This is a genomic window from Vibrio sp. R10-SG3-ISO3, assembly GCF_059834225.1.
Map to the genome: position 1 here is coordinate 1 of NZ_JCBDHE010000025.1, position 26,589 is coordinate 26,589.

The following is a 26,589-nucleotide window of genomic DNA, read 5'->3' on the forward strand; positions in this document are numbered from 1 at the left end:
GTGCACATCGGCGTTATTGGCCAACTTAAGTAAGATCAGTTTGCTGATGGGCGATCCGGTTTTGGCTTTCATCAGGGTGGCGACTAGGGTGTGGCTCATGGGTTCTCCTCGGCTTTGTTATTGGAATGTAAACAACAAACAAAACAGCCTCTTATTGATTAGGGTTCGCCATACGGCAGAAATGCCGCGCGAATTGGTGAGGTTGCAAGCCGCCTCACGCCTGGCCGTTCTTTGGCTCATTGGATATGCACCTAATTTTGTACACACTCGCATTTTTGCCTTTGTTCGCTCGGGCTGTACAAATCGCCAGTATTTCGCCAACCCTAATGGCGAAATGTCGCGTAGAGTGTCGCCTCCTGATTGAGAAGGGAGTTGCTATGCCTGTGTGTCACCAATACAGTGAATGGGCGATTCGTCGCCTCTGCTACGTGTATTCCCCCTTTGACCCAACCCTAGAGGAGATCTATTTCCCCACCTACCCACACTGCCCCATCAGCCGTGAGGGGTTTATCGCCCTAATTGCCCAGGCCAACGCTCAGAGCCTCTAGGCTATGAGCTCACCTACGCCCTATGGGTAAAAGGCTGTAATTTGGCAAACCTTGCCAAACAAACCGGTGCGGATCTGCAAACGCTCGAACGCGCCATGACCGCCTTTATCAACACCCTCACCACCGAACACCCCTAACCCACAACCCATTACCCCTAACCCATTACCCATTACCCATTACCATCATGAGGAAATTCGATGACCCCAACTCCAACAAACCACACCCCATCACCCATCACCTCACTACATAATTCACACTACCCTCTAACCACGATCACCGTGCATTGCAGCGCGACCCGTGCCGAGCAGGGTATTGGCGTGAGCACCATACGCGCCTGGCACCGGGCAAAAGGGTGGCGAGATATTGGCTATCACTTTGTGATCACGCGCGATGGGCAAGTAGAGGCGGGTCGGCCTCTCACGCATATCGGAGCCCATGTGCGTGGCCACAATCGCGGCAATATTGGCATTTGTGTGGTGGGCGGATGTGATGAGCAAGGCGGCGCGCAAGACAACTTCACCCTCGCCCAGCGCAAAGCGCTGTTTGCGTTAATCGAGCGGCTGCAGCAAGAGCATGGCATTACCGATGAGCAGGTCAAACCGCACCACGCCTTTGCCAACAAAGCCTGCCCGGTGATGGTGCTTCACCCTGTCCAATCCGTTTCTGTGGCTAAGCAAACTAACAAGGAGACCCTATGAGCCTTTGGAGCCGTATTTTTGGTAGCCCGTCGTTTATCGATAAAAGCCTAGAAGCCCTCACCGACACAGGAGATGCGATGTTTTTCACCAACGAAGAGAAAGCCAAGCACAAACTCGCCCTGCTCAAAGCGTTTGAACCGTTTAAGTTGGTTCAACGTTATATTGTGCTGCTGTTTACCATCCCTTATGTGTTGCTCCATTCGATGGTGGTGATCGGCTGTATGCACGGTTTTGAGTGGCAACCCATCAGCGAGATGATTAATGAGGCGTTCGGGTACCCGGTCCTTGCGGCGATTGGGCTGTACTTGACGGGAGGGGTGGTTAAGAAGAGTTCTTAAAAGTTCCTAGTTCCTAGAGGGGAGCTCCTAGTGGAAGACAAGTGCCTAGTTCCTAGAATTAGATGCGTAGAAGTGATTTATCTATCGTTCAAGCAGCGCTATGGGGGCTTTAGCCTTATTTAACGCAACCCCACCACACACCCTCTAGGAACTAGGATCTAGGCACTAGGAACTTATCCGCTGTACCTGATATACTTCGCCCATAACGAACAATTTCTAGGCTGAGGTAAACAAACGTATGATCATCGTAACAGGTGGCGCGGGCATGATTGGCAGTAACATTGTCAAGGCGCTGAATGAGCAAGGTATTAACGATATTTTGGTGGTCGATAACCTGAAGAACGGCAAAAAGTTTCAGAACTTGGTGGATCTGGATATTGCTGATTACATGGATAGAGACGACTTCCTTGTTCAGATCATGGCGGGTGAGAACTTTGGCCCGATTGAAGCCATCTTCCATGAAGGCGCATGCTCTGCGACTACCGAGTGGGATGGCAAGTACATGATGCTCAACAACTACGAGTATTCCAAAGAGCTGCTGCACTACTGCCTAGATAGAGAGATCCCGTTCCTTTACGCCTCCTCAGCGGCTACCTACGGTGAGACGGATACCTTTATTGAAGAGAAAGAGTACGAAGGCGCATTGAATGTGTACGGCTACTCCAAACAGCAGTTTGATAACTACGTGAGACGCGTGTGGGAAGATGCCAAAGCCCACGGCGAGACGCTCTCTCAAGTGACAGGCTTCCGCTACTTCAACGTCTACGGCCCGCGTGAGCAGCACAAAGGCTCGATGGCCTCTGTCGCGTTCCACCTTAACAACCAGATGAACGCAGGCGAAAATCCGAAACTGTTCGCCGGTAGCGAGCACTTTAAGCGTGATTTCGTCTACGTGGGTGATGTGGCAGCAGTGAACTTGTGGTTCTTTGAGCATGGCGTATCAGGGATTTTTAACCTTGGTACGGGTAATGCTGAATCGTTTGAAGAAGTAGCAAAAGCCGTGATCAAGTACCACGGCAAAGGCGAGATTGAGACGATTCCGTTCCCAGAACATTTAAAAGGCGCATACCAAGAGTACACTCAAGCAGATCTAACAAAACTGCGCGCAGCGGGCTGTGAGCATGAGTTTAAGACGGTGGCGGAAGGGGTCGCGGAGTATATGGGGTTGGTGAATAAGTAACGGGTGATGGGTTGTGGGTGATAGGTAATGGGTAATGGGGTGAGAACCTAGTTCCTAGTTCCTAGTTCCTGGAAGAGTATCGGGTATTTATGAGTTCAATTCGAAACGATTATGATCCTAAGGCGTATAATCCGACGTTTCGCCGAGCGTTTCTTGCGCCTAAATATTGGGGGCTTTGGCTTGGGTTATTGGCTGGGTTGCCAATTGCGCTGCTGCCGAATAGGGCGAGAGTGGCGATTGCGCGAGTTATTGCCGATAAAATGGTGAAGAAGCGCAAAGGGTCGGTCCAAAAAGCGCGAATTAATTTGGCGTTATGTTTTCCTGAGCGCTCGGAGGCAGAGCGAGAAGCCATACTGCATGAGTGCTTACTTACTGCAGGGACGTTTCTACTTGGGTTTTCGGCTATCTCACTGCGCAGTAAACAATGGCTAGAAAAGCACTCGGTCATTAAAGGAATAGAGCACTTAGAGCAGCTCCAGCAAGACGGGCAAAGTGCCATATTATTGGTGCCTCATTCTTGGGCGATTGATATTCCAGCTATTTTGTTGGCCTCACGTGGCTTTCCTGTCTCGGCGATGGCCAATAGCCAGAAAAATCCGGTGACAGACTGGCTGATGCACAAGCAACGGGTTCAATACGGTGGCCGAGTGTATGACAGAAGCGGCGGTATTAAACCCTTTATCAAATCCGTAAAAGACGGTTACCTCGGTTACTACTTGCCAGATCAAGACCACGGGCCTGAGCAAAGTGTATTTGTGGATTTTTTTGCAACGGAGAAAGCCACGCTGCCTGGCCTTGGCAAGCTCGCGAAAGTCAGCCGAGCAAAAATTGTCCCGACCTTTGCCAGTTACAATACCCAAACGGGCCAATACGAAATTGAGATCTTGCCGCCGATGGCCGAGTTTTCCGGTGATGATGTTCAAGATGCACGTGCAATGAATGAAGTCGTCGAAACCTTCGTCACGCCAAAACCAGAGCAATATATGTGGATCTTAAAGCTGTTGAAAACGCAACGAGATGGTAATGATCCGTACGTAGGCTACTAATCGCTCGTCTGCTCATAGACATAAGCAAATCAAGCGATAAACCTTTATCTAGTCAAACAAGGGAGCACGATGGCTCCCTTTTTGTTTATTTTGTGTAGGGCAAACGTTTAAAGTCTTTAATAATCTCGCCAAGGTTTGGGTTCAACACCTCACCGTTGACCACTTTTTCATACTGCGCCACGTACGCTTTTGCCATCACATTGGCATTGAAGTGATCGCGCGCGTACTCGTGGCAAGTGTGAGGTAGATAGCGCTGAGCCTCTTTCACCGCCGCAACCAGCGCGGTCTCATCAGAGGATAAAACGCCTACCTGCTCATTAACAAGCTCCGGCAAAGAGCCATAAGGCGTAGCAAAGACTGGGCAGCCAAAATACAAACTTTCGGTGATCGCCAAACCAAACGGTTCATGCCAGGTGACGGGGAAAATCAGCCCTTTTGAGCGTGTCATAACCTGAGATTTTGTCGTGTCATCCACCATGCCTAAAAAGCGCACGTGTCTATCGAGCGTACAGCGAAAACCCATTTTGAAGTTCAAACGGTGCCCACCTAATACATCGAGAGACTGATTCGCCTTCTTAGTGATATCAATCGCACCTTGTACGTTCTTTACTCGCCACGCGGCCTTACCCAAGAAATGAAAACGCTCTCGTTTCGCATTCAAGTCAGGCTTGAGGTAGTTGTCCCAATTTAAGCCGTTGTAAACAAAGGCCTGTGCACCATGGTTTTGTGCGTGTTGCGAGGAAACAAAAATGGTATTGCGGTCAATTGGGCCTGACGAGTTGCCATGTTGGGTGATCACATAGGGGCAGGGCACGGACTCCGGATGGCTATGAAAATGCACCACATCGATGTTTTGCGGAAGTTGCTCTGCGACCGGGCGATCCGGTTGGTACTCAATCACCGTTGCCCATTCACACTGCGTGCCTTTCCCGGCCAATAAGGTCACCTTGTGGCCGAGCAAGTGCAGAGCGTACACAAGATCCCAGATCACGCGTTCGGTGCCGCCATAGTTTTTTACCGGCAAAGTCGCTTGGGTATAAATTAAGATATTCATCATCAATGGGAGGTCTGGTTGGTTTTAGACAGAATGGCTTGATGCACGCAAGCAGGCACAAACTCTTGTACCTCTCCGCCATGAATCGCGACTTCTCTTACCAGTGTCGAGGAGAGAAACGCAAACTCTTCAGAAGGGGTGAGAAACAAACTTTCTAGCCCGGGTTTTAAACGGCGGTACATAGTGGTTAGGCCAAACTCATATTCAAAGTCCATCGTCGTACGTAACCCGCGTACTAAAATAGTAGCGTTTTGCTCAGTGGCGAAATCCACTAATAGGCCGCTGAACCCTTTTACGGAAACATTGTTCACGCCTTGGCAGGTCTTTTTGAGCAACGCGACTCGCTCATCAAGGCTAAACAGGGTATTTTTGCTCGGGCTTTCGGCAACGCCCACCACCAAGTGGTCAAACATCTTGGCGGCGCGTTGAATTAAATCAAAATGTCCATTCGTAACCGGATCAAATGTACCTGGGTAAACAGCAATACGCATCATCGTCCTTATTTATCTGTCTTCGGTGGAGAGGGTATGTGTGAGAACTGAACTGGATAATGTGAGAGCAAATCATCCAAAGTGCGTTTCACTTCCTCTACGGAGATTTGCGCCATCAGGTCTTTGCCTTTGACACGGCTACCCCAAGGCAGCTCGTCAACTGGTTTGCCATATTGCTGCTGCGCAATCTGCTCATACACAGAAACCACAAAACGCTGGCTGTAGTATGGCCCCGTTCTCTTGGGGTTGCTGTGCGCGTATAGCCCGATAACGGGCGTCGATTGTGTCGTGGCAATATGGGCTGGGCCAGAGTCAGGGGCGAGCACACAATGCGCCCGACCCAACACAGCCGTAAGCGCCTTTAGGTTGGTTTGGCCGACGAGGTTAGTCACGGGTACAGACATCTTATCAGTGATGCTCTGCGCCAGCGCTTTTTCTCGCTCGGTTGGCGCGCCACACAATACAATATGCAACCCTTGCGCATGGGCGTAGTCGGCCACCCCCGCGTAACGCTCGGCGAGCCAGTTTCTGTCGTCTTTACTTGCCGCAGGGCTTATCACCAAGTATGGGTGCTCAAGCGTCTTCACGATGGATTGATCTTGTTCACTAACAGGGATTGACCACTTAGGCGGCGCTTCTGGGCAGCCAAGAAAGCGCGCAAACTCAGCAAAGTTATCCAAAACATGCTCGGCGTGAGTCGCGGACAATTTTTTATCGGTAAATAACCACTGCCCTTCTTTCGCTCTTGCCCAACTAAACCCGACTTTGGTGCGCGCGCGAATGCCCGCCGAGAGTAAGCTAGCCCTGAGTGCCACTTGCATGTGAAGTAAATAATCAAAACGCTCCCCTTTCAGGGCTCGCCAGACGGCCTTCATCCCCTGCCAGCCCTGCTTTTTGTCAAACACCACTACCCTCACACTGGGGAGATCGCCAAACAGCTGCGCTTCTATTTTTCCCATCACCCAGGTGATCTGGCAATCGGGATAGGTGCGTTGAATCTGCTGAACCACCGCCAGCGCGTGGCAGGTGTCGCCAATGGCGGAGAGGCGCAGAATGCAGATGGATTGGGGAGAAGACACTGCCATCCTAGTTCACCACTTTGATCGGGATAGCATCAAACACCGCTTCAACCACTTGTTCAGGCTGAATATCCATTAGACATGGTGAGTAGAGGTCCTCACTAATTTGGCATTTGTTTTTATAACACGGCACACATGATCTCTGCGACTGAAGCAGCGTTACATTACCTTGTATCTGTTTTGCCGTGCCATTTTGATAAAGGTGGCGATCTCGTTCCACGGGCATGTGATACGGCCAGGGTGACCACATGCTGGCTGGAGCCACGCTGATGATAGACACAATCGGTATCGGATAGCCAGATGCCATATGCCCTGGGCCACTGTCTGGGCCCACAAAGCCTTGGCTACGTTTTAACAATGTAGACGTTTGCGCCAGTGAAAGTTGCCCTACAACATTAATCAATCTAGCAGACGCTGGTAACTGCTCGACGATCTGCGCAACGATCTGTTCGTCCCGCTCACCTGCTCCGGTCAACACTACATGATAATCATGCGACAGAAGCTGCTCTACCGTCTTAATCCAATAGTGCACAGGCCACTGTTTTATCTCGTTGGAAGAAGGCGCATGAACAACCACATACTGCTCAGGCAAACAGGAGGAAACCGACTCTGGTAATGGCGCTTCGGGAGAGACTAACTGAGGTTCAATATCCACATCAATCAAGTCGAGAATTCTCGCCATGCGGCTCATTTTATGCTCAAAGTTGTGGGTCTCAAGAATATAATGGGTGAACAACCATTTCTTAAGCCATGCGCCGGGCAAGTTCTCATCCACTGCTCCGATTCTCTGCTTACCAAAAAACCAACTGTAAATGGCGGTTCTGTCGTTGAGCATTTCATTGACCACCAAATCGTACCGACCATGCTGCCTGCGAAGAGCAAAGAAATCTCGCAAGCTTGGTCTCGGCGGGATCTCGACCAGATTATCGACATCGGGATTGGTGCCAAACACCATCTCGCCGCGGGCATTAACTAACACGTCAATTTGCGCGTTTGGGTATGCCTTGCGTAAACTTCGCGTAAACGTGGTGATCAGCAGACTATCGCCGATACAGTGTGTAGCGATAACTAATATTTTTTGATAGCGTTGCGAGCGGCTCATTAACTCTGGGTCGTTTGTGATACTCTGTGGCTAAGTATGCCACAGACTACCCTAACCTCGACAGTGATTCATGTTTAGTACAAAACAAATCGGCGGAGCCAAGACCGCTTGCACCCACTATTGGTACGATCCTGAACGCCTTGCGGAACCCGTTGAACAGGCCTTTTCCGTCTCGTTTTGGCAAGAACAAGGGCGTATTCTTGGCTCAGCGAAAGGCAGGGGCACCACTTGGTTTGTTCAAGGTGATAACGGCGCCTATGCGCTTCGCCATTACTATCGTGGTGGGCTATGGGGAAAAGTGGTCAAAGATAAGTATCACTTCACCGGCTGGGAGAACACTCGCGCGTATCAAGAACTCATGCTACTCAATCAGCTGCGCGAACACCAAGTCAATGTACCACAACCCATTGCAGCGAAAGTCACCCGCTCCGGATGGACTTACCGTGCCGATATTCTGATCAGTCAAATACCCAACGCGCAAGATTTGGTTGGGCTGCTATCTAAACACGAAATATCACCCGAGCTTTACCAGCACATAGGTCAGCAAATACGCAAAATGCACGATGCCAATATCAATCATACGGATCTCAACATCCACAACATTTTGATTGATGGGCATAACAAGGTGTGGATTATTGACTTTGATAAGTGTTATCAGCAAGTCGGCGAAGGTTGGAAAGGGGATAATATGGCGCGTTTGAAGCGCTCTTTTGAGAAAGAACAGAAAATCAAAGGGATCTATTGGATTGAAGACAATTGGTCTCAAATTCGAACTGGTTACAAAAATAGATGAGTATTCAATATATGAAAACTTTAGTTTTCCTTGGCTATAAAGAAGACTACGAACAAGTAGAAATACAACGCCTTTCAAAAATTCATGACACTCATCACGTTGAAGTAAGAAAATTCACAAAACGTATCATTTCTAATCTCTTTTTTTTCAACAAAAGAATTCAACATTGGTTTTACTCGAAAATAATTGAGAAGAAAATAAAAAATTTTAATAACATTGACTGTATATTTATTACGGATTCAATCAAACACATAAGAGCGACTAAAAATGTAAATGCTAGAAAGGTGATTACATTTAGAAACATTTTTAACGGATCTTTTTTGGATGAACTAGAAGGATTTGAGGTTTACAGCTTCAATGAAAGTGACTGTTTAAACTATGGCTTTCACCATATAACTCTTCCCGCACCAAGCCTTTATTCACTTGAAAACATACAGCTTAAACAAGAGTACGATATCTCTTTTGTAGGATTGGATAAAGGAAGAGCTAGTTTATTAAATGACATCAAAACATCTCTCTTAGATTGCGGTATTCATTGTAATATTTCCATAATTAACAACGGAAAACAGCTAAGTTATGAAAACTACTTGCAAAAACTACTGAACGCAAAAGCCGTTTTAGAAATCACTATTGATGGACAAAACGCAAGTACCATGAGGGTAGTAGAAGCACTGCACGCTCAGCGTAAAGTTATCACAAACAATCCATCGATAAAAAAACATCCTCTGTATCATCCAGACAATATTCTACTTTTCAACGATATAGAAGACCTTAAAAATGGAGTGGTTCAATTCTTGAACACCCCATTGAAAAAATCACAATGCAATACCGAAGCATATAAAGTGGAAACAACCTACGAACAGTTAATTAATTTACCCAAAGAGATATATTCAATCGGAAGATCACAAAAAAGAAAATCTAGTTAATATTAGACTATATCACGTAATCCAATTACTCTTCCTTTAATCCTAGTAATTTGCGTATTTTTTTCTTTTTCTTATAAATGTGCCCACGAATAACCTCAATAAAAGGACGGGTAAAGCTAACCGATTGAGCGAGCTTAATCTGTTCTTCAAATGGCTTGTCACCGTGACAAGCAAAAAACCTTTCTAGTACTTTGCGACCCCAATCTTTTCGGCCACTCGTAGAGTAGTGGTTAAGCCAAGGTTTCGCGGGAATAAGCTCTGTTTGTTGTCTCAATGCTTCTGACAGAGCAAACTGCTCTAGAGTATGTGCATGACAACCTGCGTCACGTAACGCAAGCATGATGTCATCAGCATAATCTAAACTCTCGACCTGCTTACCTGTGACCCCAATCACTGCAGACGCCCACATGGTTGACTCTGGTGTCACCGTATAGGTTTCTCCACTTTTGAGCTTAAAAGCACGTCCTTTGATCTGCCCATACTCGTTTGAGTCTGGAAGGCTATTGATGTTCACTTCGGGAAAATACATCAAAGAACACTTGGCCGTTATCGTGTCAAAATAGATATTAGTTGACTGCTTAAAATAGGTGTCTGCATCTAAAAAAACCAGTTTATCTTCCACGCCAAGTGGTAATGCATCAGCCAAGAATCGAAGACCTCGGTTTTTGATCCGGAAGTGATACTGATTATTCAAGCTCCACTCTAATTTTTGCTGAGGAGAAATACCAAAAACCTTGATTGGCATTCCATTAAAGTGATCTGTTTGCTCTGCCAACACCACAACTTCAGGGCGCGTGGAAGCATCCCCCTGCCACTGCGATAAAAACGACAATATACCAAAGCGAGCCCCGAGGTAGTATGTAGGGTCATTGCCGTAGACGACGTAAACTAAATAACTCTTGGATACCATATTACCCTCCACCTAGAATTTCTTCACGCCAGTAAAGAGTGATTTTTGCTTTCTACTAATATGGCTGCGCACATGGGTTCGGTAGTTTTCTTTAAACCAACTGCGCACTTCAGCATACAGCCCAGAACGACGACCACTTAATTCACTAGAAAAAATACCGATTTTACTGCCTTGCCTCACGATAGGAGGATGTGTCCAATAAATATTGTAACCTACCTCTTCTCTTACATTCCCTATTAGCCCATCAATAGGAGCATCTGTAACCGTACTCTCTAAATACTGGACCATCTTCTTAGCAAACGACAAATCATAAACCAACCCCCCGGTCAGTTTATTCGTACTACAAACGTAAAGGGACTGATTATGTTTACGGATGGAAAATGGAACAAGATTAGACGCTTCTTCGATGTTAATGACATAGTTTTCTTCATTACCCACCTCGTCAATAAATGTCTGAAGATGCTGACAGAAGTGCTCATCAAGCAAAGCATCATCTTCTAAAACCAATACATGAGGGATCTCATTTTCCACTACTTTTTTCATAACGAGGTAGTGCTTATAGAGGCAAGACATCTGGGGTAGCGACAAGTTGTGGGAGAAAAAGTTATCTCTAATGTCTTGTGATAAATCATCAATATCACCTTTTAGCATATACTCGTATTCTGTAATCCCTCTTTGAGGAAGGTGAGTGTCGATATGCTCTCTTCTATCCTCGTAGCCCTTACTGACATGAATGATGAAGGTTTTGATCATGGTGAATTCTCTATTAAACGTTGAATGAGGTTTAGGGTGTTATCTAAGGCACCCTGATTTCTTCGCACTATATCATAACCCGCACCACCATCGAGGATTGGGGCAAAAGCATACATCATAAGCTGCTCGGCAATCTCTTGCTCATCACTGACCACAGCCAGAGCCTTCGCTTGGACAAGCTGCTCGGCAAGATCTGAAAAGTTGTAATAGCTTGGGCCTGTCAAACACGGCTTAGATAAGACCGCAGGTTCAATGAAGTTATGTCCACCGACTTTGCGGCCGACTAAACTTCCCCCCATAAACACGATATCGCTGGCAGCAAGCAAGCACATCATTTCGCCCATGGTATCGGCCAAGTACACGTCGGTTTGCTCTGACGTTGGCGTCAGCTTCTGATGAGAGCGCCTTTCTACCGTTAAACCGTGCTGAGCTGCGCTTGTTGCGACATCATCAAAACGTTCTGGGTGGCGAGGCACCAACATCAAGAGCAGATTGGGCAACTGATTTTTGGCCAGCTGATAAGCGCGAAATAGGATTTCATCTTCACCACTGTGGGTGCTTGCGCCAATCCAGACCAACCTTGATATGCCGAGCTTCTCTCTCAGCTGTTGGCCAAGACGCTGTGTGTCGGGGTTCACTGTGATGTCGTATTTCAAAGAGCCCGTCGTCGTGACGTTTTTGGCGCCCAACTGCCTAAACCGGGCTGAATCATCCTCATGAACGCTCAACACGTGCTGAACGCATTGCAATGCTGGCGTCATTAGCAAACGCAACCGGTGATAGTGGCGCTGCGATTTGTCGGATAGACGGCCATTGACTAATACTATCGGAACCTGCCGCTTTGAGACGGTGTGAAGCGTATTCGGCCACAGTTCTGTTTCAATGATCAACATGATGTCGGGTTGAATCGTGGTAAGGAAGCGGTTCACACACCAACCAAAGTCGATCGGCATGTAGCGATGCTCTAGCCCCATCTTCGCCACTTGCTCAGCGCCAGTACTGGTGGTAGTGGTGACAAGAACGCGCTTGTTGGGGTAACGCTGTTTGAGTGTCAACACCAGTTTTTTGCTCGCCAACACCTCGCCTACAGAGACGGCATGCACCCAAATCACGCCGCTAGAGGTTTTTTCATCCTCAGCAAGCGGCGGGGTAACACCAAAATGCTCTTTCCAACGAGGGCCGAAGTCGGGTTTGTTTGGCCTTTTTCGATACAGCCCCCAAAGTAACAGGGGGCTGACTAACGCGAGAAGCAGAGTGTAGAGAGATCGCATCAAATCAAACGCTCGGCTTGAGAGTGGCCGCTATCAAACTGTTGAATGGCACTGATCACTCGCTGAGGATCAAGCTCAACCAAGCACTTAAGATGCTGCTTGGGACAGGTACGTTCAAAACACGGACGGCAATCAATATCCGTATTAAGTATTGCCAGTTTTTTGGTCAGTGGCGGCGTGTATTTCGGTGAACTCGACCCATAAACCGCGACGACATTGCAACCCACCGCCGCCGCAACGTGCATAAGGCCAGAGTCATTACTCACGACGGTGTGGCACGCACCAATAAGATCCACCGCCTGAATAAGACTGGTATTTCCGGCTAAGTTGAAACAGTGGCCTTGCTTCTCTTTTGGGACCTGCTGAATGATTTGTTCGGTGACTTCTCGGTCTTTCGCTGAGCCAAACAACCACACCTGATACCCCCGGCCAATCATCTCAGCCGCAACGGTAGCAAAATGTTGATCTGGCCAGCGCTTCGCCGGGCCAAATTCTGCGCCGGGGCACAACCCTAAAATTGGGCGCTCACGATTGAGCCCTAAAGTGTGCATGGCTTGCGATTGAGCCTCAGGCACCACCGTTAAGTGAGGGTAGGGTAAATCCTGCAAGGCACCTAAACATCCGCTCCCCGTCATCTCACTCTTTGGGTGAGCAAGCGCAACATAGCGCTCAAGCATGTATTGAAACGCTTTCTTGTTACTGCGGATGTCATTGAGTAACCCGTAGCGCATTTCACCCTTCCAACCCACGCGTCGATTGATGCCTGCGAAAAAGGGAATGAGGGCCGATTTTGCTGAGTTGGGCAGCACATAGGCGGCGTCGTAGGCGTTCTTTTTTAGTGATTTTCCTAACCGGTAGCGCGTCGCCAAATCAAACTGACCGTGACCCAGTGGCATCTCAAGTGCTTGGTTCACTTGCGGCATTCGCTCCAAAATCTGTTTACACCAAGCAGGGGCGAGAACGTCGATCTTCGCATCAGGGCATTGCCGCTTTAGCTCAATGTATAACCCCTGGGACATCACCATATCGCCCACCCATGATGGGCCAATTACTAATATGTTCATTGCTTACTCTTTCTCAGTCAGCTTTTATTAAGCTGGCCAGACAATTCGAAATATCGTTCAAGTGTCTTAATACACACGAGTTTTTCAAGTTCTTCATCTTGAAATGGTTTGATATAGGCGTGAGCGTTCTTAACGATCTGTTCTGCTTTCTCAGGGTTCGCCAAGTAGTACTCTATCTTTTCATCAAAGTCTGACCAATCGTCTTTGACTTCAATATAATGCACGCCCGGCTCAAGCGTCCCTTCCATAAACCACGTTTCATATTTCATCTTAGGCGTGATGACCACAGAATTCGAAGACATCGCCCACTTCAGGTTTGACGCGACATCGTTGCCTTCCAAGCAAATCAAAAATTTGTACTGAAGCTGCTCTTCGACCGACATAAAAGGCTTTTGCCATTCTGGGTGCTCGTCTGATGGATTCGACTGCCCAGCATCGACGCGAGGGTGTTCAAACATCGCCTCCATAAAGCGGATTCGATGCGGCTGCGTGACGGCACCACGAAACACCGCCATATCTTTCTTTTCAGCGAAGCTCAGTTTGTCGTCCACAAAGCGAAAGTGGCGGCGCTTATCGAGCTTAAATAAAACGGAGTGGCTGTTCTCTCCGACTATCGGGCGAGCTTTAAATAAAGTTGGGATAGGTTCGATGTGCGTTTCGTCACCAAAACAGTAGGCGAATCGAAAATGCTTGGGGAAATAGTGCAGAAACTCTTTGAGATCAAAATAGTAGGAGGTGTAGCCTTTGCGCTTGTACTCCGAAATCGCCGTGCAATCTTGGGGCAAAGTGAAGCCATTGAGCCCTTTCGTATAGTAATCTACACGCTTCGCCACCAAGCTTACTGAATCCTGGTGTTGTTTGGCAAGATGGTTGGCGACGCGGGTAAAATAAAAGCTTGGTGCACACTCAAGACACAGGTGTTTTAGGTAGTAGAGGATTTTCATTTTCTGTGCTTATCACTTTAAGTAGTAGCCCTATAGTAACAAAATAGAGTACCGCCGTATCACCATTTTTAAACGGTGAATCCAACAAGCAAAGGAAAGTATAAAGCACACAGGGTGCAACAAGAAGAGCCCGATAAGGTGAGACCAACCGATAAGCAAAGTAACAGGGTAAACCTAGGGCTAAAGTTAACAATGTGAAACCAGCTAGACCAGAGGAAGCGAGCTTATCAATGAAGTTATTGTGTAGATGAGCGTTCGTAACAAAACGATAACCGAGTTCTGTCAGGTCAATTCCATCAACATGCTCAGGTAAAATCCGGCCAACACCGAGCCAAGGGTGGTTCTTAAAAATTTCCCACCCGGCAGCGTACATTTGCAGGCGAAGTCCAATAGAGGAGTCTAAATCCCCGCGCGCAATACGATCAACCTCAACCAATGTATCGTCAATACGCTCCGCTAATAAATACATTGCCGCTATGCCTGCTAGAGAGGCCATAGCGATCAATATTAAGAACTGTTTAAGACAAAACTGGCGCCACAATCTAAGGCTAAACAACAACACAACCACCGCGACACAGGCCAATATAGGCCCTCTCGATTCGGTATACATGAATGCAAAGCCACATAAGGCCGCGGCTGCATACAAGACAACACGGTTTTTATCTTGGTATTGGATTTGAGTCATCGCCAATGCCAGAAAAATGAGTAACGAATAGTGAGAGGCCAGAGGGATCGGATTGGTCGGTAATCCCATTCGGTCAACTTGAAGAATATAGACAAAGTAAACCGTCAAAATAAAGGCACTGATTGAAGAGATAAACAATAAGGTTTGAAGGTGCCTAAGTGACAATTTCATATCTTTTATCACAAACAAAAAGACACAAGCCACAAGCAGAGATCGTAACTCTTGGCTACTGGCGCCGTAAGTGAGATAAGACCCGACAATAAATAGTGCGGTTATGAAAAGAAGATGTAACCAACGATTATAAGGCCCACCATCAAACAGCGCTTTAGCATTCCCTTTTAACCAGGGAAGTGATGATAGGAGGAGAACGACAACAAACCCCACCAAAGGCTTACTGCCCTGATACATCCATATCATGCCAGAAAAAAACCAGCCCAATGTCATAAAAAACAAACATAGCCTGATTGAATTTATCATTTCTAATTTATTCACTGCTTATACTCATATTCTCGCCCTTTCACTAATAATTTGATTTACATCTTTTTTATTGGGCTTTTCTATCGACATTATTATAAATATGTTCTAAACAGTCTACCAAGTTTCAAGGTTTTCTTCGACCTCAACGCTACCATAAAAAAAGCCAATACGATTCACTTTCCTATATGAGCGTGCTTATATTTTACTAAGCCGAAATACTTTCTCTATAGGCTATAGACACACGCACAACAAGACAAACCCATACTCATGCAAGCATTCTGTATCACTCTTCACTCTTGCCAAGACAGACAAGAATACACAACCAAAGTGCTTAAAAAGGCACAGCTCAACTGCGACTTTTTTCTCGGTGTCGATGCCCGAACCGATCAGCACCCTTTACTCGATAGCATTCGATACGCACACTTTGAACGCCGAATGGGTAGGCCTGCCGCCATTGGCGAAGTGGGATGCTATGCCAGTCACTACCTCATGTGGCAAAAGTGCGTTGAGCTTAACGAGCCTATGATCGTCTATGAAGATGATTTTGACATCGAGCCTGACACTTATCTGAAAACGCTCGACATCGCGAAAGAACACATTGAGACGTGTGGCTACATTCGTATTGAAAACGCAGATAACCACGATATGTTCTACCCTGTTCGTGATTGCGGAGAGCAAAGACTGGTTAAATACCTCAAAGTGCCACAGTGTATGACGGCCTACGCGATTTCACCCAAAACGGCGCAGGCGTTTATCGACCATAGCAAGCACTTTGATTACCCGGTCGATGTGTTTTTACGCAACACATGGATTCACAAACAACCGATTTTCGGTGTTTGCCAAGCGGGGCTTTGGGGCGGAAACAAGCCATCGATCATTGGCAATCGTAAGCGAAAAGGGAAGAAAAACTACTTTATTGCCTTGATGAAGATTTTGCATAAGTTGATGAACATGACACTCAACCTCACCACTAACCTCTACCACCTCGGAAAGCTGGGTTCGAACTACAAACCGCTGCGTTGGTGGTTCGGTTAAGCCAGTCGCTATACCTGACACCCACCACAATAAAACGTATTCCTCTGCCCAATTTTGAGCTCTTCAATCGGCTCGCCGCAGGTTGGGCAGGGCTTTCCGGCTTTGCCGTAGACTTGCAGCTCTTGGGCAAAGTAGCCGGGCTTGCCGTCGGCTTGGGCGAAATCTTTTAGCGTTGTGCCGCCTTGTTTGATGGCGGTCGCCAGCACGGCTTTGATGTCGCTGACCAGTTGCTGCCACTCTGGCAGAGATAAGCTGCCAGCCGTTCGGCTGGGATGGATTTTAGCACTAAACAGCGACTCATTGGCGTAAATATTGCCCACCCCGACCACGACTTTGTTGTCCATAATAAACTGCTTTACCGCAACACGCTTGTTGGCGGCTTTTTCTAGCAGGTACTCGGCGTTAAATGCCTCGGTCAGTGGCTCAGGGCCGCTGTTGGCGAGTACGGTGTGCTGCCCATCCTCACTCCATAGCCACGCCCCAAAGCGGCGCGGATCGTTGTAGCGCAGCACTTTGCCATTCGAGAGTTTGAGATCCACGTGATCGTGTTTGCCTGCCGGGATCTCCGCATCCAACACTCGCAGCGAGCCAGACATGCCCAAATGCACAATCGCGCAACCCACTTGAGTTTCAATCAGCAGATATTTGGCACGTCGCGTAATGGTTTGAATCACTTGCCCTTCAAGCTGAGCCAGCTCTGCAGGGATCGCCCAACGCAGTTTGGGCGTTCGAATGGTGATTTTGGCGACGGTTTGGCCGATAAGGTGTGGCGAGATCCCCATCCGGCTCACTTCGACTTCAGGTAATTCTGGCATGGGTGTAAATTCCTAGTTTTGAGTGCCTAGTGCCTAGTGCCTAGTGCCTAGTGCCTAGTGCCTAGTGCCTAGTGCCTAGTGCCTAGTGCCTAGTGCCTAGAAAAGTATGTCTGAGCCCCCAGTCAAGTCAACCCCCCTCTAGGAACTATCAACTAGGAACTAGGAACTTTCATCAACTAGGAACTCTGATCAATACCGCGGTTGTAGGAAGTCGGGATCCACGGTGATCGCGATCCAATCGTCTTGCCAGTTTTTCAGTAGCCAAAATTGTTCGGTTTTGTACAGCGTGATGCGGTGGGGCTCATCTAGGCCCTGATACCAGACTTCGATGGTTTCTGGATTGCCGAGACTGGCTTGCATGGTGTCGAAATTTTCTGGCGATACCAATGTCCCCTCAATCGAACGCCAACGCTCGATGATGTCTGGCGGTGGAACATCGTCTTTCAATTTTACGTTGGAGACCAGTTTGCCGTCTTTGAGCTCAATTTCCACGCCGCGGTAATAGAGCGCGCTGACAGGGTAATTAGGGTTGAGTAATTTGGGCAGCGCCGTCTGCGACTCGCTCGATAGTGATGCATCCGACACGGCCGGCGTCGAGGGCTCGTCAATTAAGTACGCTTTGATGAGCGACGGGGCATTGAGAATCACCATAAAGGCGATGATGCCAAGGATAAGCCAGTTGTTCCAACGGCGGCGTTTAGCAATGGACGCTCGAGGCATAGGGCGCTCCTAGATGACAGTTCCTAGCCACTAGAATATCGTTGATAAGTAAAAGTTCCTAGTTCCTAGAGAAAAAGCCAAATATCAGCCTAGTTCCTAGAGAAAAACAAAATCTTAAATATTCCATCCTCTAGGAACTAGTCACTCGCCTCTAGGAACTCAAACCCAATAAAAAACCCAACCATATTGCTATGATTGGGTTTCAATTCACGGTTCCCTGTGGGAACTCAAAAAAGCATCAATTACTTGATTTTCGCTTCTTTGTACATAACGTGCTTGCGAACTACAGGATCAAACTTTTTGATCTCGAATTTGCCAGGCATGTTACGCTTGTTCTTATCAGTCGTGTAGAAGTGACCAGTATCAGCAGAAGATACTAGACGGATTTTCTCACGTACGCCTTTCTTTGCCATTGTCTATTTCCTCTTAAACGTTTTCGCCGTTTGCACGGATATCAGCAAGAACGGTATCAATACCTTTCTTGTCGATGATGCGCATACCTTTTGCAGATAGGCGTAGTTTAACAAAACGTTTTTCGCTCTCTACCCAGAAACGATGAGTTTGTAGGTTCGGCAGAAAACGACGCTTAGTAGCATTGCGTGCGTGTGAACGGTTGTTACCCGTTACTGGACGCTTACCAGTTACTTGGCATACTCGTGACATGAATGTCTTCTCCAAAATCGTTTCAGCTCGATATCAACCTTGGTGGCCGAACCTCTCTAGTTCTCAAAGAAGCTATTCTCAAAAGAATTTCGAGGTCTTATACCGCTATGGAAACCCATACAAGGCTATCAAAGGTCGCGCATTATACTAACTTGAGTAGCATTGCTCAAGACCCGAACAGATCCTTTTTACAGGTTTTCGTGATCTTTTTTAGGCAGAGCTGATAATAGTTCAAAAAATGTCGGGGGATTGTAGCAGAATTCGGGGGGTGGACAACTAAAAGTTGACCCAATACACAAAAATCCTCGTCAGAAGATAATATAGCCCAAGGTCAGGCCTGCAATCATGATGATGATGCCAACTAACGTCATGTTATTACTTACCCACTCATCCATTTTAATGCCTCCGTCACCAATTCTAACTTGATCAAACCGCCTATGGATGCCCAAATTATAATCCATCGAAAGCAGAATCCCAACCTTGCCAACAAGGTTTCATTGTCGACGCGCTTTGCCTCAGCGAGGCGATATAAGGTCTCCGCTTGTGTTTGCTGATACGCTTCCTGTCGCTGTGTTCTCCGCTGGCGGTTCGGTGGCCTCACATCCACCCCCTTTCGGCAAAGGAAACAATGTCGCCATCGCCAATGACAAAATGATCCAGCACTCGGATATCAACCAGAGCAAGCGCATCACTAATGCGCCGGGTAATTCGGCGATCAGATTGACTAGGTTCTGCCACACCGGAAGGGTGATTGTGGGCCAAAATCAGCGCAGCGGCATTAAGCTCAAGTGCGCGCTTGACCACCTCTCGCGGGTAGACAGAGGCAGCGTCGATGGTGCCTTGAAATAACGACTCCCCGCGGATCACTCGGTGTTGGTTATCGAGAAAGAGCACGTAGAACTCTTCACGCTGTTTGTCACGCAGCACACCGGAGAGATAAAGCTTGGTTTGCTCCGGGCTGGTCAACGCGTCGCCCCGTTTGAGCGTTTCACTGAGATAACGCTGCGTCATCTCCAGTACGGCTTGAAGCTGCACGTATTTGGCCACCCCTAGTCCTTTGTGCGCGCAAAACTGCTCGAGATCGGCGGAGAACAGCCCGCGCAGCGAGCCAAATTCCGCTAATAAATAGTCAGAAAGCGCAATGACATTCCTCTCTTGCGTACCGGTGCGCAGAAAAATCGCCACCAGCTCTGCATCGGTTAACGCTTGAGGGCCATGAGAAAGCAGTTTCTCACGCGGCATTGACGATTTCGGTAACGGCGATTTTGGTAACGGCACTGTCATAGATATCGGCTCACGGTTTGCTCCACATTGCTCATCTGTCACGCCAAGCGTAATCAAATCTCTCAGGTTGACTGGGCAAAAAAGCGTGAAGATTCGAGCGGTTTCCTCTTTCTATGTAATTGAGACGTTACTCATTAACCACTCGGGCAAAGCACCACTGTTTGAGAGACGACTGTTTCAGGTATGACTACTTAAGGTAAGACGCTTTGAGGTACCACAGCTGGATAGGGCCCAGAGGGATAGGACGTAAGGGGATGGGGTCAACTCGCCTAGTGACACGCGGCGTGCTATCTTACGCCAAGAATTTTTAAGGAAGATCATCATGCAAACACTCGCAGGTAAAAAGATCCTTTTAGGTATCAGCGGTGGTATCGCCGCGTACAAATGTGCGGATTTGACGCGCAGACTCAGTGAACGTGGCGCGACGGTCCAGGTGGTGATGACGCCAGCCGCGAAAGAGTTTATTACCCCGCTGACCATGCAGGCGGTCTCTGGACGTCCGGTGTCAGAGAGCTTGCTAGACCCAGCCGCCGAAGCCTCTATGGGCCATATTGAGCTCGCCAAATGGGCCGATTTGGTTCTGCTCGCGCCCGCCACGGCGGATTTGATTGCGCGCATGGCGGCGGGCATGGGCAATGATCTTCTGACCACTCTCGTGCTGGCGACCGATGCGCCAGTTGCTGTCTCACCAGCGATGAATCAGCAGATGTATCGCAACCTCGCCACACAAGAAAACATCGCCACCCTTTCGCGTCGCGGTATGATGATTTGGGGCCCTGCAGCCGGCGAGCAAGCGTGTGGCGACGTCGGCCCAGGTCGGATGTTAGAGCCGATGCAGCTGGTTGAGCGCTGCGAGCAATTTTTTGGCCCTAAACCGCTGGCGGGGCGCTCTGTGCTCATCACCGCGGGTCCGACCCGTGAGGCAATTGATCCGGTGCGGTACATCTCTAACCACAGCTCAGGAAAAATGGGCTTTGCGCTGGCCAGCGAGGCCGCGGCGCTCGGTGCCCGCGTGACGCTCATCGCTGGCCCTGTTTCGCTCTCAACGCCGAGCGGCGTTACCCGTATAGACGTGCAAAGCGCGCAAGAGATGTACGACGCGGCACTTGAGCATGCTCGCTCACACGATGTCTTTATTGGCTGCGCCGCGGTGGCCGACTATCGTCCTCATCAGGTTGCCACGCAGAAAATCAAAAAAACCGACCAAAGCGATGCGATGTCGATTGAGATGGTGAAAAATCCCGACATTGTTGCCAGTGTCGCGACACTCAATGAGCATCGACCTTTTACTGTTGGCTTTGCCGCCGAAACGCAGGACGTCGCCCACTACGCAAAAAGCAAATTGGTTAAGAAAAACCTCGATCTCATTTGTGCTAACGATGTCTCAGTCGCGGGGCAAGGGTTTAATAGCAACGACAACGCTATCACCGTATACTGGAAAGAGGGTGAGCAATCACTTACGCTTGCGTCCAAACAGGATATCGCAACGCAGATCCTCACCATTATTAATGACAAACTCGCGCCAACCAGCGAGTGATTTCAACCTATTCATCAGACAACGCGGTTGGTTGAGCCCCAGCCGCGCTCGCACTCGGTGTGCGCTTTGCGTTTTCAGCCCCTCTGAGCGCTGCGCCCCTCGTGTGACAGTTCTTATAAACTGTGGTTATAAAAAAGGAAGAGGTTCATGGCAGGAACAAAAAAAACCAACCGCCGCGACGAAATATTGCAAGCCCTTGCCGAAATGCTGGAGTCCAGTGACGGCGCCTCACGCATCACCACCGCGAAACTCGCCAAACAAGTCGGCGTGTCAGAAGCGGCCTTGTATCGTCACTTTCCCAGCAAAGCGCGCATGTTTGAGGGCTTGATCGAGTTTATTGAAGAGTCTTTAATGTCTCGCATCAATCGTATTTTGGATGAAGAGAAAGACACCCTAACGCGTCTGCGTTTGGTGTTGCAGCTCATTCTCGCCTTTGCCGAGCGCAACCCGGGGCTGAGCCGAATTTTGTCTGGCCATGCATTGATGTTTGAAAATGAGCGCCTGCGCGATCGCATCAACCAGTTGTATGAGCGCATTGAAACCTCACTGCGTCAAATCCTGCGTGAGCGTAAACTGCGTGAAGGGAAAGCCTTTCCTGTGGATGAAATGATCCTCGCCGCGCAACTGCTTGGCCAAGTCGAAGGCAGCTTGAACCGCTTTGTGCGCTCTGATTTTAAGTACCACCCCACAGCAAACTTTGATGAGTACTGGGCACTGCTCAGTGCGCAATTGGACTAATTCATGACAACCAACGATAAACACCAGCCGCCCAAGTTTTCTTGGTCTTTACTTCACCCACGCCATTGGGGCGTTTGGCTTGGCTTTGGCTTGCTGGCGATAGTGGTTAACCTGCTACCGTATCGACTGCTTTATGCACTCGGCCGAGGGCTCGGCAAACTCGGCATGCGTTTAGGCAAAAAGCGCGTTCATGTCGCCAAGCGCAATCTTGAGCTCGCCTTCCCAGATAAGGCGCAAGATGAGATTGAGGCGATGGTTGAGGAGAACTTCAAAAACACCGGTCTCGCGCTGATTGAAACCGGCATCACTTGGTTTTGGCCCACCTGGCGCTTTAAGCGCAGAATCGTGGCGAAAGATGTCGAGTTGCTGCATCAATACAATGAACAGAAACAGGGCGTGCTGCTTTGCTGCGTCCACGCCCTCAATCTAGAGATCACCGCGCGCGCGTTTGCGGTGCTGGGGCTAGGTGGCTATGGCGCGTTTCGCCCGCACAATAATCCTGCATACAACTTTATTCAGCACTGGGGCCGCTCGCACAACGGCAACGTTTTGATCGACAGAAAAGATCTCAAACAGATGATTCGCGTCATGCGCAGTGGTGAGCGGCTGTTTTACTTACCGGATCATGATTACGGCCGCAACAAATCGGTGTTTGTGCCCTTTTTTGCCGTTCCCGATGCCTGCACTACTACAGGCACCAGCATCTTGGCGTACACCAGTAAAGCGGCGATTGTGATGGGTTCAGGCTTTCGCAATGACGACGGGCGCTATGAGATCATCGCCAATAAATCGGTAGAGAAAGACTACCCACAAAAAGACGAAGTCGCGGCCGCCGCCTACATGAACCGCCACGTGGAAGAGGTGATCCTCCGCGCCCCAGAGCAATGGATGTGGCTACACAAGCGCTACAAAACCATGCAAGACGAAAACGCAGAGAAAGGCGTACGGTACAAGTAAAGCGGAATACGCCATAAGTAAATAAGTAAATAAGTAAATAAGTAAATAAGTAAATAGTGGCCAATCCCCTCTAGGAACTCGCCACTAGAAACTAGGCACTTAAATCCCATACTCCGCGCGGTACGCTTTCACGGCGGCGAGGTGCTCTGCCGCGTCGCCTTGCTCTTCCAAGTACGTCACCAAATCGCCAAGGCTGACGATGGAGATCACCGCGCAACCAAAGTCGCGCTCGACTTCTTGAATAGCAGAGAGCTCGCCTTTGCCCTTTTCTTGACGGTCAATCGCCACCAAGACGCCCGACAGTGCAGCGCCGCTTGCTTGGATGATTTCCATCGATTCACGAATTGCGGTGCCAGCGGTGATCACATCGTCCACCAACATAATGCGACCTTCCAGCGGGCTGCCGACTAAGTTGCCACCCTCACCGTGGGTTTTCGCTTCTTTACGGTTAAAGCAGTAAGGCGTGTCGATGTCGTGGTGATCCGCCAGTGCCACCGCCGTGGTGGTTGCAATCGGGATGCCTTTGTACGCAGGGCCAAACAGCACATCAAACTCGATGCCAGAGTCCGCGAGCGCTGCGGCGTAAAAACGCCCTAAACGCGCCAAATCACGACCGGTATTGAAAAGTCCAGCGTTAAAGAAGTACGGGCTCTTACGGCCAGATTTCAAAGTAAACTCACCAAACTTAAGAACTTGTTTCTCAAGTGCAAACTCAATAAATTCACGCTGGTATGCTTTCATTATTTTCTCTCGATGGTTGTTCTAGTGGCTAGTTCCTAGTTCCTAGAAGAAGGGGGTAAATATTTAAGGATAAACTGTGTTCTCTATAGAAAGAGGACAAAAAAATAGCCCCCATCAATGGGAGCTATCAATCAATCTGCTAGGGCTGCTTTTTGCGCGGCGACAATATCGGCAATGCCGACCTTGGCCGACTCAAGCAAGACCATCAGTTGCTCGTGGGTGAAGGGTTCACCTTCGGCGGTGCCTTGCACTTCGATCATGCGGCCATCTTCGGTCATCACGACGTTCATATCAGTGTCTGCGGCGGAGTCTTCAACGTACTCCAAGTCGCACAATACCTCTTCACCCAGCAAGCCTACCGACACCGCGGCCACGTGGCCTTTCATCGGGTTCTTTTTCAATTTGCCTTTATTGATCAAGTGAGTGAAGGCATCCGCCAGCGCCACACTGGCCCCAGAGATAGACGCCGTACGCGTGCCGCCATCGGCTTGAATCACATCACAGTCAACGGTGATCATAAACTCGCCCATCGCTTCTAAATCCACCACGGCACGTAAGCTGCGCGCAATCAGGCGTTGAATTTCCATCGTGCGGCCACCTTGCTTACCGTTTGAGGCTTCACGACGCATGCGTGAATGTGTCGAACGCGGCAGCATGCCGTACTCGGCCGTCACCCAGCCTTTACCTTGGCCTTTTAGCCAACGCGGCACACTCTCTTCAACCGTGGCGTTACACAGCACTTTGGTATTGCCGAACTCGACCAACACAGAACCTTCTGCATACGCGGTATAGTTGCGAGTAATTTTAATTGGGCGAATTTGATCCGCCTTGCGATCATTGGGACGCATGGGCATTACCTTTGTTGACTTGATGACGGTAGAATTGGGCCCAGAGTCTAGCATAAAACACCCCCTCACCACCACCGCCATTCACCCCCTTCACACCCCTCTACCCATCCCCCACTACCCATCACCCCTATCCCCCTCTAGGCACTAGGAACTAGTCACTAGAAACTCCCCCCGAAACTAGGAACTCCCCCCCACCTTCTGCTATCCTCTCCCTGCGTTATTTTCACAGATTAATAGATAGGAAAATTCGATGATTTATAGCATGACGGCCTACGCGCGTAGCGAAGCCAAAGGCGATTGGGGCAGTGCTGTGTGGGAGATCCGCAGCGTCAACCAACGTTATTTGGAGACCTACTTCCGCCTACCTGAGCAATTTCGTGGCCTAGAGCCGCTACTGCGTGAACGCTTTCGCAAGCGCCTAGCGCGCGGTAAAGTGGAGTGCAGCCTGCGTTTTGAAGCCAACCCCGCCGCCAAAGGTGAGCTGACCATCAATGAAACCCTCGCCAATCAAGTCATCAAAGCCGCTGAGCAAGTGATGCACATGACCGGCGAACTGAGCCGCATCAATCCCTTCCAAGTGATGCAGTGGCCAGGCGTGATGGAGACTCCAGAGCAAGACATGGACGTGGTCAACAAAGACCTGTTAGCCGCCTTTGATAGTGCACTGAGTGATTTCATTGACGCTCGCGGCCGCGAAGGCGACAACATGAAAGCGCTCATCACCCAGCGCCTAGACGCCATCTCACAAGAAGTGACTCGCGTGCGCGCTCGCATGCCCGAGATCCTTGAGTGGCAACGTGAGCGCCTGTTCGCCAAATTTGAAGACGCCAAAGTCGAGCTCGACCCTTCCCGCGTTGAGCAAGAGCTTATCCTCCTCGCGCAAAAATCCGATGTGGCAGAAGAGCTCGATCGCCTCGACTCTCACGTCAAAGAGACCAACAACATCCTCAAAAAAGGCGGCGCCTGCGGCCGACGCCTCGACTTTATGATGCAAGAGTTCAACCGCGAGTCAAACACGCTCGCCTCGAAGTCGATCAGCACCGACATCACCGCATCCGGGGTCGAGTTGAAAGTGTTGATTGAGCAGATGAGAGAGCAAATTCAGAACATCGAATAGTCTCTTTTAGATGACTAACTGTGCAAAGCTCCTGTTTACTTTATAAGTCGATAGGGGCTTTTCATTTTTCCACCAACATCCTCTGACTTCACCCAACAGCCCCACCACTGCTCTGACCTTTAAATAAAATTAGACTATCCCCTCCAGCCTAACCTTTTGATTTATTTTGGAACGCACTCTCTTAGCACTCGTTAATGACAATAAACTAAACTATTAAGTCACTTGCCCTAAGGTAATGGGATGTCAAAAGGGCGGCCTTGATGCCGCCCTTGTTGTGTCTGCAATAGCAATAATGGCGATGGCAGCCATATGTCCGCGATTATAAAAGCACCAAATACGCCATAAACAGCCCAGACAGCACATAAATGACTGGGTGAACCTGCTTGGCTTTGCCTGCTACCACCATGCTAAAGGCGTAGCTGATAAAGCCCATCGCCATGCCGTTGGCCGGTGAGAAGCTCAGTACGGTGAACATGATGGTGAAAAACGCCGCGATGCGAGACTCTTTTTGCTCCCAGCGGATTTGGCCAAGGCGACCAATCATGTAGATGCCGACCACCACCATCGCCGGGGCGACCATGGCCGCAGAGAAGATGGAAAAAAGCGGGTAGAGGAACAGCGACACCAAGAAGAGCCCCGCAACCACCACCGCAGCCAGGCCGGTTTTCGCGCCTTGCGCAGAGGCAATGCCCGATTCTGAGAATGCGGTGACTGAAGTCGTACCCAGCACAGAGCCAATCACGGTGCCGCCTGCGTCCGCAACCAGCGCCGAGCG

Annotated in this window: 31 protein-coding genes and 1 pseudogene; 12 read left to right on the forward strand and 20 right to left on the reverse strand. The window is 49.1% G+C overall.

Annotated features, from left to right (window positions below):
- Positions 1–377 precede the first annotated feature (377 nt).
- Complete coding sequence (locus AC6R1A_RS06190; protein WP_500633177.1) at positions 378–548, forward strand: hypothetical protein; 171 nt, start codon at positions 378–380, stop codon at positions 546–548.
- A gap of 20 nt (positions 549–568) precedes the next feature.
- Here AC6R1A_RS06190 and AC6R1A_RS06195 read toward each other — a convergent pair whose 3' ends face one another.
- Positions 569–718 (reverse strand): hypothetical protein, encoded by a 150-nt coding sequence (locus AC6R1A_RS06195; RefSeq protein WP_500633176.1) that lies wholly within the window; start codon positions 716–718, stop codon positions 569–571.
- A gap of 27 nt (positions 719–745) precedes the next feature.
- Here AC6R1A_RS06195 and AC6R1A_RS06200 point away from each other — a divergent pair, with 27 nt between their 5' ends.
- The 4 genes from AC6R1A_RS06200 (at position 746) to lpxM (ending at position 3,810) form a co-directional block, all read left to right on the forward strand.
- Positions 746–1,246, forward strand: coding sequence for an N-acetylmuramoyl-L-alanine amidase (locus AC6R1A_RS06200; protein ID WP_500633175.1), 501 nt, complete (start codon positions 746–748; stop codon positions 1,244–1,246).
- Positions 1,243–1,584, forward strand: a complete 342-nt coding sequence (locus AC6R1A_RS06205) for a hypothetical protein (RefSeq protein WP_500625410.1) — start codon at positions 1,243–1,245, stop codon at positions 1,582–1,584. Before AC6R1A_RS06200 ends, AC6R1A_RS06205 begins: the two co-directional genes overlap by 4 nt.
- Before the next feature lie 238 nt (positions 1,585–1,822).
- Entirely contained in the window at positions 1,823–2,764 is a 942-nt protein-coding gene (rfaD, locus tag AC6R1A_RS06210; protein ID WP_500633174.1) for an ADP-glyceromanno-heptose 6-epimerase, read from the forward strand.
- A gap of 89 nt (positions 2,765–2,853) precedes the next feature.
- Positions 2,854–3,810 carry a lauroyl-Kdo(2)-lipid IV(A) myristoyltransferase gene (gene lpxM, locus AC6R1A_RS06215; protein WP_500633173.1) on the forward strand — a complete coding sequence of 319 codons (957 nt, stop codon included), beginning with the start codon at positions 2,854–2,856 and terminating at the stop codon, positions 3,808–3,810.
- 85 nt (positions 3,811–3,895) lie between these two features.
- On the opposite strand, the gene AC6R1A_RS06220 is transcribed toward lpxM, so the two are convergent.
- Genes AC6R1A_RS06220 through AC6R1A_RS06235 form a run of 4 tightly spaced genes read right to left on the reverse strand, consistent with a single transcriptional unit; the run spans position 3,896 to position 7,536 of the window.
- On the reverse strand, positions 3,896–4,867 hold the full coding sequence (locus tag AC6R1A_RS06220) for a glycosyltransferase (RefSeq protein ID WP_500633172.1): 972 nt from the start codon (positions 4,865–4,867) through the stop codon (positions 3,896–3,898).
- Positions 4,867–5,355, reverse strand: a complete 489-nt coding sequence (coaD, locus tag AC6R1A_RS06225; protein WP_500633171.1) for a pantetheine-phosphate adenylyltransferase — start codon at positions 5,353–5,355, stop codon at positions 4,867–4,869. Before coaD ends, AC6R1A_RS06220 begins: the two co-directional genes overlap by 1 nt.
- 8 nt (positions 5,356–5,363) lie before the next feature.
- A complete protein-coding gene (locus AC6R1A_RS06230; protein WP_500633170.1) occupies positions 5,364–6,440 on the reverse strand; it encodes a glycosyltransferase family 9 protein in 1,077 nt (358 codons plus the stop codon).
- 1 nt (position 6,441) lies between these two features.
- Entirely contained in the window at positions 6,442–7,536 is a 1,095-nt protein-coding gene (locus tag AC6R1A_RS06235) for a glycosyltransferase family 9 protein (RefSeq protein ID WP_500633169.1), read from the reverse strand.
- A 70-nt stretch (positions 7,537–7,606) separates the two neighbouring features.
- Between AC6R1A_RS06235 and AC6R1A_RS06240 the strand changes: the two genes are divergently transcribed.
- Positions 7,607–8,329 carry a 3-deoxy-D-manno-octulosonic acid kinase gene (locus tag AC6R1A_RS06240; RefSeq protein WP_500633168.1) on the forward strand — a complete coding sequence of 241 codons (723 nt, stop codon included), beginning with the start codon at positions 7,607–7,609 and terminating at the stop codon, positions 8,327–8,329.
- An 11-nt stretch (positions 8,330–8,340) separates the two neighbouring features.
- A complete protein-coding gene (locus AC6R1A_RS06245; RefSeq protein ID WP_500633167.1) occupies positions 8,341–9,255 on the forward strand; it encodes a WaaS/CpsH family glycosyltransferase in 915 nt (304 codons plus the stop codon).
- 25 nt (positions 9,256–9,280) lie between these two features.
- On the opposite strand, the gene AC6R1A_RS06250 is transcribed toward AC6R1A_RS06245, so the two are convergent.
- The 6 genes from AC6R1A_RS06250 to AC6R1A_RS06275 are packed head-to-tail and all read right to left on the reverse strand — an operon-like array spanning position 9,281 to position 15,374.
- Positions 9,281–10,165, reverse strand: a complete 885-nt coding sequence (locus tag AC6R1A_RS06250) for a hypothetical protein (RefSeq protein WP_500633166.1) — start codon at positions 10,163–10,165, stop codon at positions 9,281–9,283.
- Between the two features lie 12 nt (positions 10,166–10,177).
- Positions 10,178–10,918 carry a glycosyltransferase family 25 protein gene (locus AC6R1A_RS06255; RefSeq protein WP_500625420.1) on the reverse strand — a complete coding sequence of 247 codons (741 nt, stop codon included), beginning with the start codon at positions 10,916–10,918 and terminating at the stop codon, positions 10,178–10,180.
- On the reverse strand, positions 10,915–12,189 hold the full coding sequence (waaA, locus tag AC6R1A_RS06260; RefSeq protein WP_500633165.1) for a lipid IV(A) 3-deoxy-D-manno-octulosonic acid transferase: 1,275 nt from the start codon (positions 12,187–12,189) through the stop codon (positions 10,915–10,917). The genes AC6R1A_RS06255 and waaA overlap by 4 nt, the downstream gene beginning before the upstream one ends.
- Positions 12,189–13,253 carry a lipopolysaccharide heptosyltransferase II gene (gene waaF, locus AC6R1A_RS06265; RefSeq protein WP_500633164.1) on the reverse strand — a complete coding sequence of 355 codons (1,065 nt, stop codon included), beginning with the start codon at positions 13,251–13,253 and terminating at the stop codon, positions 12,189–12,191. Before waaF ends, waaA begins: the two co-directional genes overlap by 1 nt.
- 17 nt (positions 13,254–13,270) lie before the next feature.
- Complete coding sequence (locus AC6R1A_RS06270; protein WP_500633163.1) at positions 13,271–14,197, reverse strand: glycosyl transferase family 90; 927 nt, start codon at positions 14,195–14,197, stop codon at positions 13,271–13,273.
- Positions 14,160–15,374, reverse strand: coding sequence for an O-antigen ligase family protein (locus tag AC6R1A_RS06275; protein WP_500633162.1), 1,215 nt, complete (start codon positions 15,372–15,374; stop codon positions 14,160–14,162). The genes AC6R1A_RS06270 and AC6R1A_RS06275 overlap by 38 nt, the downstream gene beginning before the upstream one ends.
- 252 nt (positions 15,375–15,626) lie before the next feature.
- Here AC6R1A_RS06275 and AC6R1A_RS06280 point away from each other — a divergent pair, with 252 nt between their 5' ends.
- A complete protein-coding gene (locus AC6R1A_RS06280) occupies positions 15,627–16,394 on the forward strand; it encodes a glycosyltransferase family 25 protein (RefSeq protein ID WP_500633161.1) in 768 nt (255 codons plus the stop codon).
- An 8-nt stretch (positions 16,395–16,402) separates the two neighbouring features.
- Here AC6R1A_RS06280 and mutM read toward each other — a convergent pair whose 3' ends face one another.
- From mutM to radC, 6 genes are all read right to left on the reverse strand, one after another.
- Positions 16,403–17,209, reverse strand: a complete 807-nt coding sequence (mutM, locus tag AC6R1A_RS06285) for a bifunctional DNA-formamidopyrimidine glycosylase/DNA-(apurinic or apyrimidinic site) lyase (RefSeq protein WP_500646159.1) — start codon at positions 17,207–17,209, stop codon at positions 16,403–16,405.
- Between the two features lie 189 nt (positions 17,210–17,398).
- Positions 17,399–17,929 (reverse strand): hypothetical protein, encoded by a 531-nt coding sequence (locus AC6R1A_RS06290; RefSeq protein ID WP_487902558.1) that lies wholly within the window; start codon positions 17,927–17,929, stop codon positions 17,399–17,401.
- Between the two features lie 242 nt (positions 17,930–18,171).
- Positions 18,172–18,342, reverse strand: a complete 171-nt coding sequence (gene rpmG, locus AC6R1A_RS06295) for a 50S ribosomal protein L33 (RefSeq protein WP_260260108.1) — start codon at positions 18,340–18,342, stop codon at positions 18,172–18,174.
- A 13-nt stretch (positions 18,343–18,355) separates the two neighbouring features.
- Positions 18,356–18,592 carry a 50S ribosomal protein L28 gene (gene rpmB, locus AC6R1A_RS06300; RefSeq protein WP_334554869.1) on the reverse strand — a complete coding sequence of 79 codons (237 nt, stop codon included), beginning with the start codon at positions 18,590–18,592 and terminating at the stop codon, positions 18,356–18,358.
- Between the two features lie 308 nt (positions 18,593–18,900).
- Positions 18,901–19,053 (reverse strand): hypothetical protein, encoded by a 153-nt coding sequence (locus AC6R1A_RS06305; RefSeq protein WP_500646160.1) that lies wholly within the window; start codon positions 19,051–19,053, stop codon positions 18,901–18,903.
- A 136-nt stretch (positions 19,054–19,189) separates the two neighbouring features.
- Positions 19,190–19,876 carry a RadC family protein gene (radC, locus tag AC6R1A_RS06310; RefSeq protein ID WP_500633507.1) on the reverse strand — a complete coding sequence of 229 codons (687 nt, stop codon included), beginning with the start codon at positions 19,874–19,876 and terminating at the stop codon, positions 19,190–19,192.
- 322 nt (positions 19,877–20,198) lie between these two features.
- Between radC and coaBC the strand changes: the two genes are divergently transcribed.
- From coaBC to AC6R1A_RS06325, 3 genes are all read left to right on the forward strand, one after another.
- The gene (coaBC, locus tag AC6R1A_RS06315) at positions 20,199–21,413 is read left to right on the forward strand and encodes a bifunctional phosphopantothenoylcysteine decarboxylase/phosphopantothenate--cysteine ligase CoaBC (RefSeq protein WP_500633506.1); all 1,215 of its coding nucleotides are present in this window, start codon (positions 20,199–20,201) and stop codon (positions 21,411–21,413) included.
- A gap of 147 nt (positions 21,414–21,560) precedes the next feature.
- On the forward strand, positions 21,561–22,151 hold the full coding sequence (slmA, locus tag AC6R1A_RS06320) for a nucleoid occlusion factor SlmA (protein WP_500627790.1): 591 nt from the start codon (positions 21,561–21,563) through the stop codon (positions 22,149–22,151).
- Positions 22,152–22,154: 3 nt separating this feature from the next.
- Positions 22,155–23,108, forward strand: a complete 954-nt coding sequence (locus AC6R1A_RS06325) for a Kdo(2)-lipid IV(A) acyltransferase (protein WP_500627789.1) — start codon at positions 22,155–22,157, stop codon at positions 23,106–23,108.
- Between the two features lie 99 nt (positions 23,109–23,207).
- Here AC6R1A_RS06325 and pyrE read toward each other — a convergent pair whose 3' ends face one another.
- Both pyrE and rph read right to left on the reverse strand, forming a co-directional pair.
- Positions 23,208–23,849 carry an orotate phosphoribosyltransferase gene (pyrE, locus tag AC6R1A_RS06330; protein ID WP_500633505.1) on the reverse strand — a complete coding sequence of 214 codons (642 nt, stop codon included), beginning with the start codon at positions 23,847–23,849 and terminating at the stop codon, positions 23,208–23,210.
- A 131-nt stretch (positions 23,850–23,980) separates the two neighbouring features.
- The gene (gene rph / locus AC6R1A_RS06335; RefSeq protein ID WP_500633504.1) at positions 23,981–24,697 is read right to left on the reverse strand and encodes a ribonuclease PH; all 717 of its coding nucleotides are present in this window, start codon (positions 24,695–24,697) and stop codon (positions 23,981–23,983) included.
- Positions 24,698–24,947: 250 nt separating this feature from the next.
- On the opposite strand from rph, the gene AC6R1A_RS06340 reads away from it, so the two are divergent.
- Positions 24,948–25,814, forward strand: coding sequence for a YicC/YloC family endoribonuclease (locus AC6R1A_RS06340; protein WP_500633503.1), 867 nt, complete (start codon positions 24,948–24,950; stop codon positions 25,812–25,814).
- A gap of 319 nt (positions 25,815–26,133) precedes the next feature.
- Here AC6R1A_RS06340 and AC6R1A_RS06345 read toward each other — a convergent pair.
- A pseudogene (locus AC6R1A_RS06345) lies at positions 26,134–26,589 on the reverse strand (NCS2 family permease); the annotation flags it as partial.

What these genes read in the sequence shown, in the direction of transcription:
- AC6R1A_RS06235 (WP_500633169.1), bottom strand. Translation starts at nt 7,536, where the DNA reads ATGAGCCGCTCGCAACGCTATCAAAAAATATTAGTTATCGCTACACAC.
- AC6R1A_RS06290 (WP_487902558.1), bottom strand. Translation starts at nt 17,929, where the DNA reads ATGCCTCGAGCGTCCATTGCTAAACGCCGCCGTTGGAACAACTGGCTT.
- AC6R1A_RS06270 (WP_500633163.1), bottom strand. Translation starts at nt 14,197, where the DNA reads ATGAAAATCCTCTACTACCTAAAACACCTGTGTCTTGAGTGTGCACCA.
- AC6R1A_RS06340 (WP_500633503.1), top strand. Translation starts at nt 24,948, where the DNA reads ATGATTTATAGCATGACGGCCTACGCGCGTAGCGAAGCCAAAGGCGAT.
- AC6R1A_RS06205 (WP_500625410.1), top strand. Translation starts at nt 1,243, where the DNA reads ATGAGCCTTTGGAGCCGTATTTTTGGTAGCCCGTCGTTTATCGATAAA.
- AC6R1A_RS06200 (WP_500633175.1), top strand. Translation starts at nt 746, where the DNA reads ATGACCCCAACTCCAACAAACCACACCCCATCACCCATCACCTCACTA.
- rph (WP_500633504.1), bottom strand. Translation starts at nt 24,697, where the DNA reads ATGCGTCCCAATGATCGCAAGGCGGATCAAATTCGCCCAATTAAAATT.
- pyrE (WP_500633505.1), bottom strand. Translation starts at nt 23,849, where the DNA reads ATGAAAGCATACCAGCGTGAATTTATTGAGTTTGCACTTGAGAAACAA.
- AC6R1A_RS06190 (WP_500633177.1), top strand. Translation starts at nt 378, where the DNA reads ATGCCTGTGTGTCACCAATACAGTGAATGGGCGATTCGTCGCCTCTGC.
- AC6R1A_RS06255 (WP_500625420.1), bottom strand. Translation starts at nt 10,918, where the DNA reads ATGATCAAAACCTTCATCATTCATGTCAGTAAGGGCTACGAGGATAGA.
- AC6R1A_RS06245 (WP_500633167.1), top strand. Translation starts at nt 8,341, where the DNA reads ATGAAAACTTTAGTTTTCCTTGGCTATAAAGAAGACTACGAACAAGTA.
- AC6R1A_RS06240 (WP_500633168.1), top strand. Translation starts at nt 7,607, where the DNA reads ATGTTTAGTACAAAACAAATCGGCGGAGCCAAGACCGCTTGCACCCAC.
- coaD (WP_500633171.1), bottom strand. Translation starts at nt 5,355, where the DNA reads ATGCGTATTGCTGTTTACCCAGGTACATTTGATCCGGTTACGAATGGA.
- rpmB (WP_334554869.1), bottom strand. Translation starts at nt 18,592, where the DNA reads ATGTCACGAGTATGCCAAGTAACTGGTAAGCGTCCAGTAACGGGTAAC.
- AC6R1A_RS06195 (WP_500633176.1), bottom strand. Translation starts at nt 718, where the DNA reads ATGGGTAATGGGTTAGGGGTAATGGGTTGTGGGTTAGGGGTGTTCGGT.
- AC6R1A_RS06280 (WP_500633161.1), top strand. Translation starts at nt 15,627, where the DNA reads ATGCAAGCATTCTGTATCACTCTTCACTCTTGCCAAGACAGACAAGAA.
- AC6R1A_RS06230 (WP_500633170.1), bottom strand. Translation starts at nt 6,440, where the DNA reads ATGGCAGTGTCTTCTCCCCAATCCATCTGCATTCTGCGCCTCTCCGCC.
- radC (WP_500633507.1), bottom strand. Translation starts at nt 19,876, where the DNA reads ATGACAGTGCCGTTACCAAAATCGCCGTTACCGAAATCGTCAATGCCG.
- AC6R1A_RS06250 (WP_500633166.1), bottom strand. Translation starts at nt 10,165, where the DNA reads ATGGTATCCAAGAGTTATTTAGTTTACGTCGTCTACGGCAATGACCCT.
- waaF (WP_500633164.1), bottom strand. Translation starts at nt 13,253, where the DNA reads ATGAACATATTAGTAATTGGCCCATCATGGGTGGGCGATATGGTGATG.
- mutM (WP_500646159.1), bottom strand. Translation starts at nt 17,209, where the DNA reads ATGCCAGAATTACCTGAAGTCGAAGTGAGCCGGATGGGGATCTCGCCA.
- AC6R1A_RS06220 (WP_500633172.1), bottom strand. Translation starts at nt 4,867, where the DNA reads ATGATGAATATCTTAATTTATACCCAAGCGACTTTGCCGGTAAAAAAC.
- rpmG (WP_260260108.1), bottom strand. Translation starts at nt 18,342, where the DNA reads ATGGCAAAGAAAGGCGTACGTGAGAAAATCCGTCTAGTATCTTCTGCT.
- AC6R1A_RS06325 (WP_500627789.1), top strand. Translation starts at nt 22,155, where the DNA reads ATGACAACCAACGATAAACACCAGCCGCCCAAGTTTTCTTGGTCTTTA.
- lpxM (WP_500633173.1), top strand. Translation starts at nt 2,854, where the DNA reads ATGAGTTCAATTCGAAACGATTATGATCCTAAGGCGTATAATCCGACG.
- AC6R1A_RS06305 (WP_500646160.1), bottom strand. Translation starts at nt 19,053, where the DNA reads ATGGATTATAATTTGGGCATCCATAGGCGGTTTGATCAAGTTAGAATT.
- rfaD (WP_500633174.1), top strand. Translation starts at nt 1,823, where the DNA reads ATGATCATCGTAACAGGTGGCGCGGGCATGATTGGCAGTAACATTGTC.
- slmA (WP_500627790.1), top strand. Translation starts at nt 21,561, where the DNA reads ATGGCAGGAACAAAAAAAACCAACCGCCGCGACGAAATATTGCAAGCC.
- coaBC (WP_500633506.1), top strand. Translation starts at nt 20,199, where the DNA reads ATGCAAACACTCGCAGGTAAAAAGATCCTTTTAGGTATCAGCGGTGGT.
- waaA (WP_500633165.1), bottom strand. Translation starts at nt 12,189, where the DNA reads ATGCGATCTCTCTACACTCTGCTTCTCGCGTTAGTCAGCCCCCTGTTA.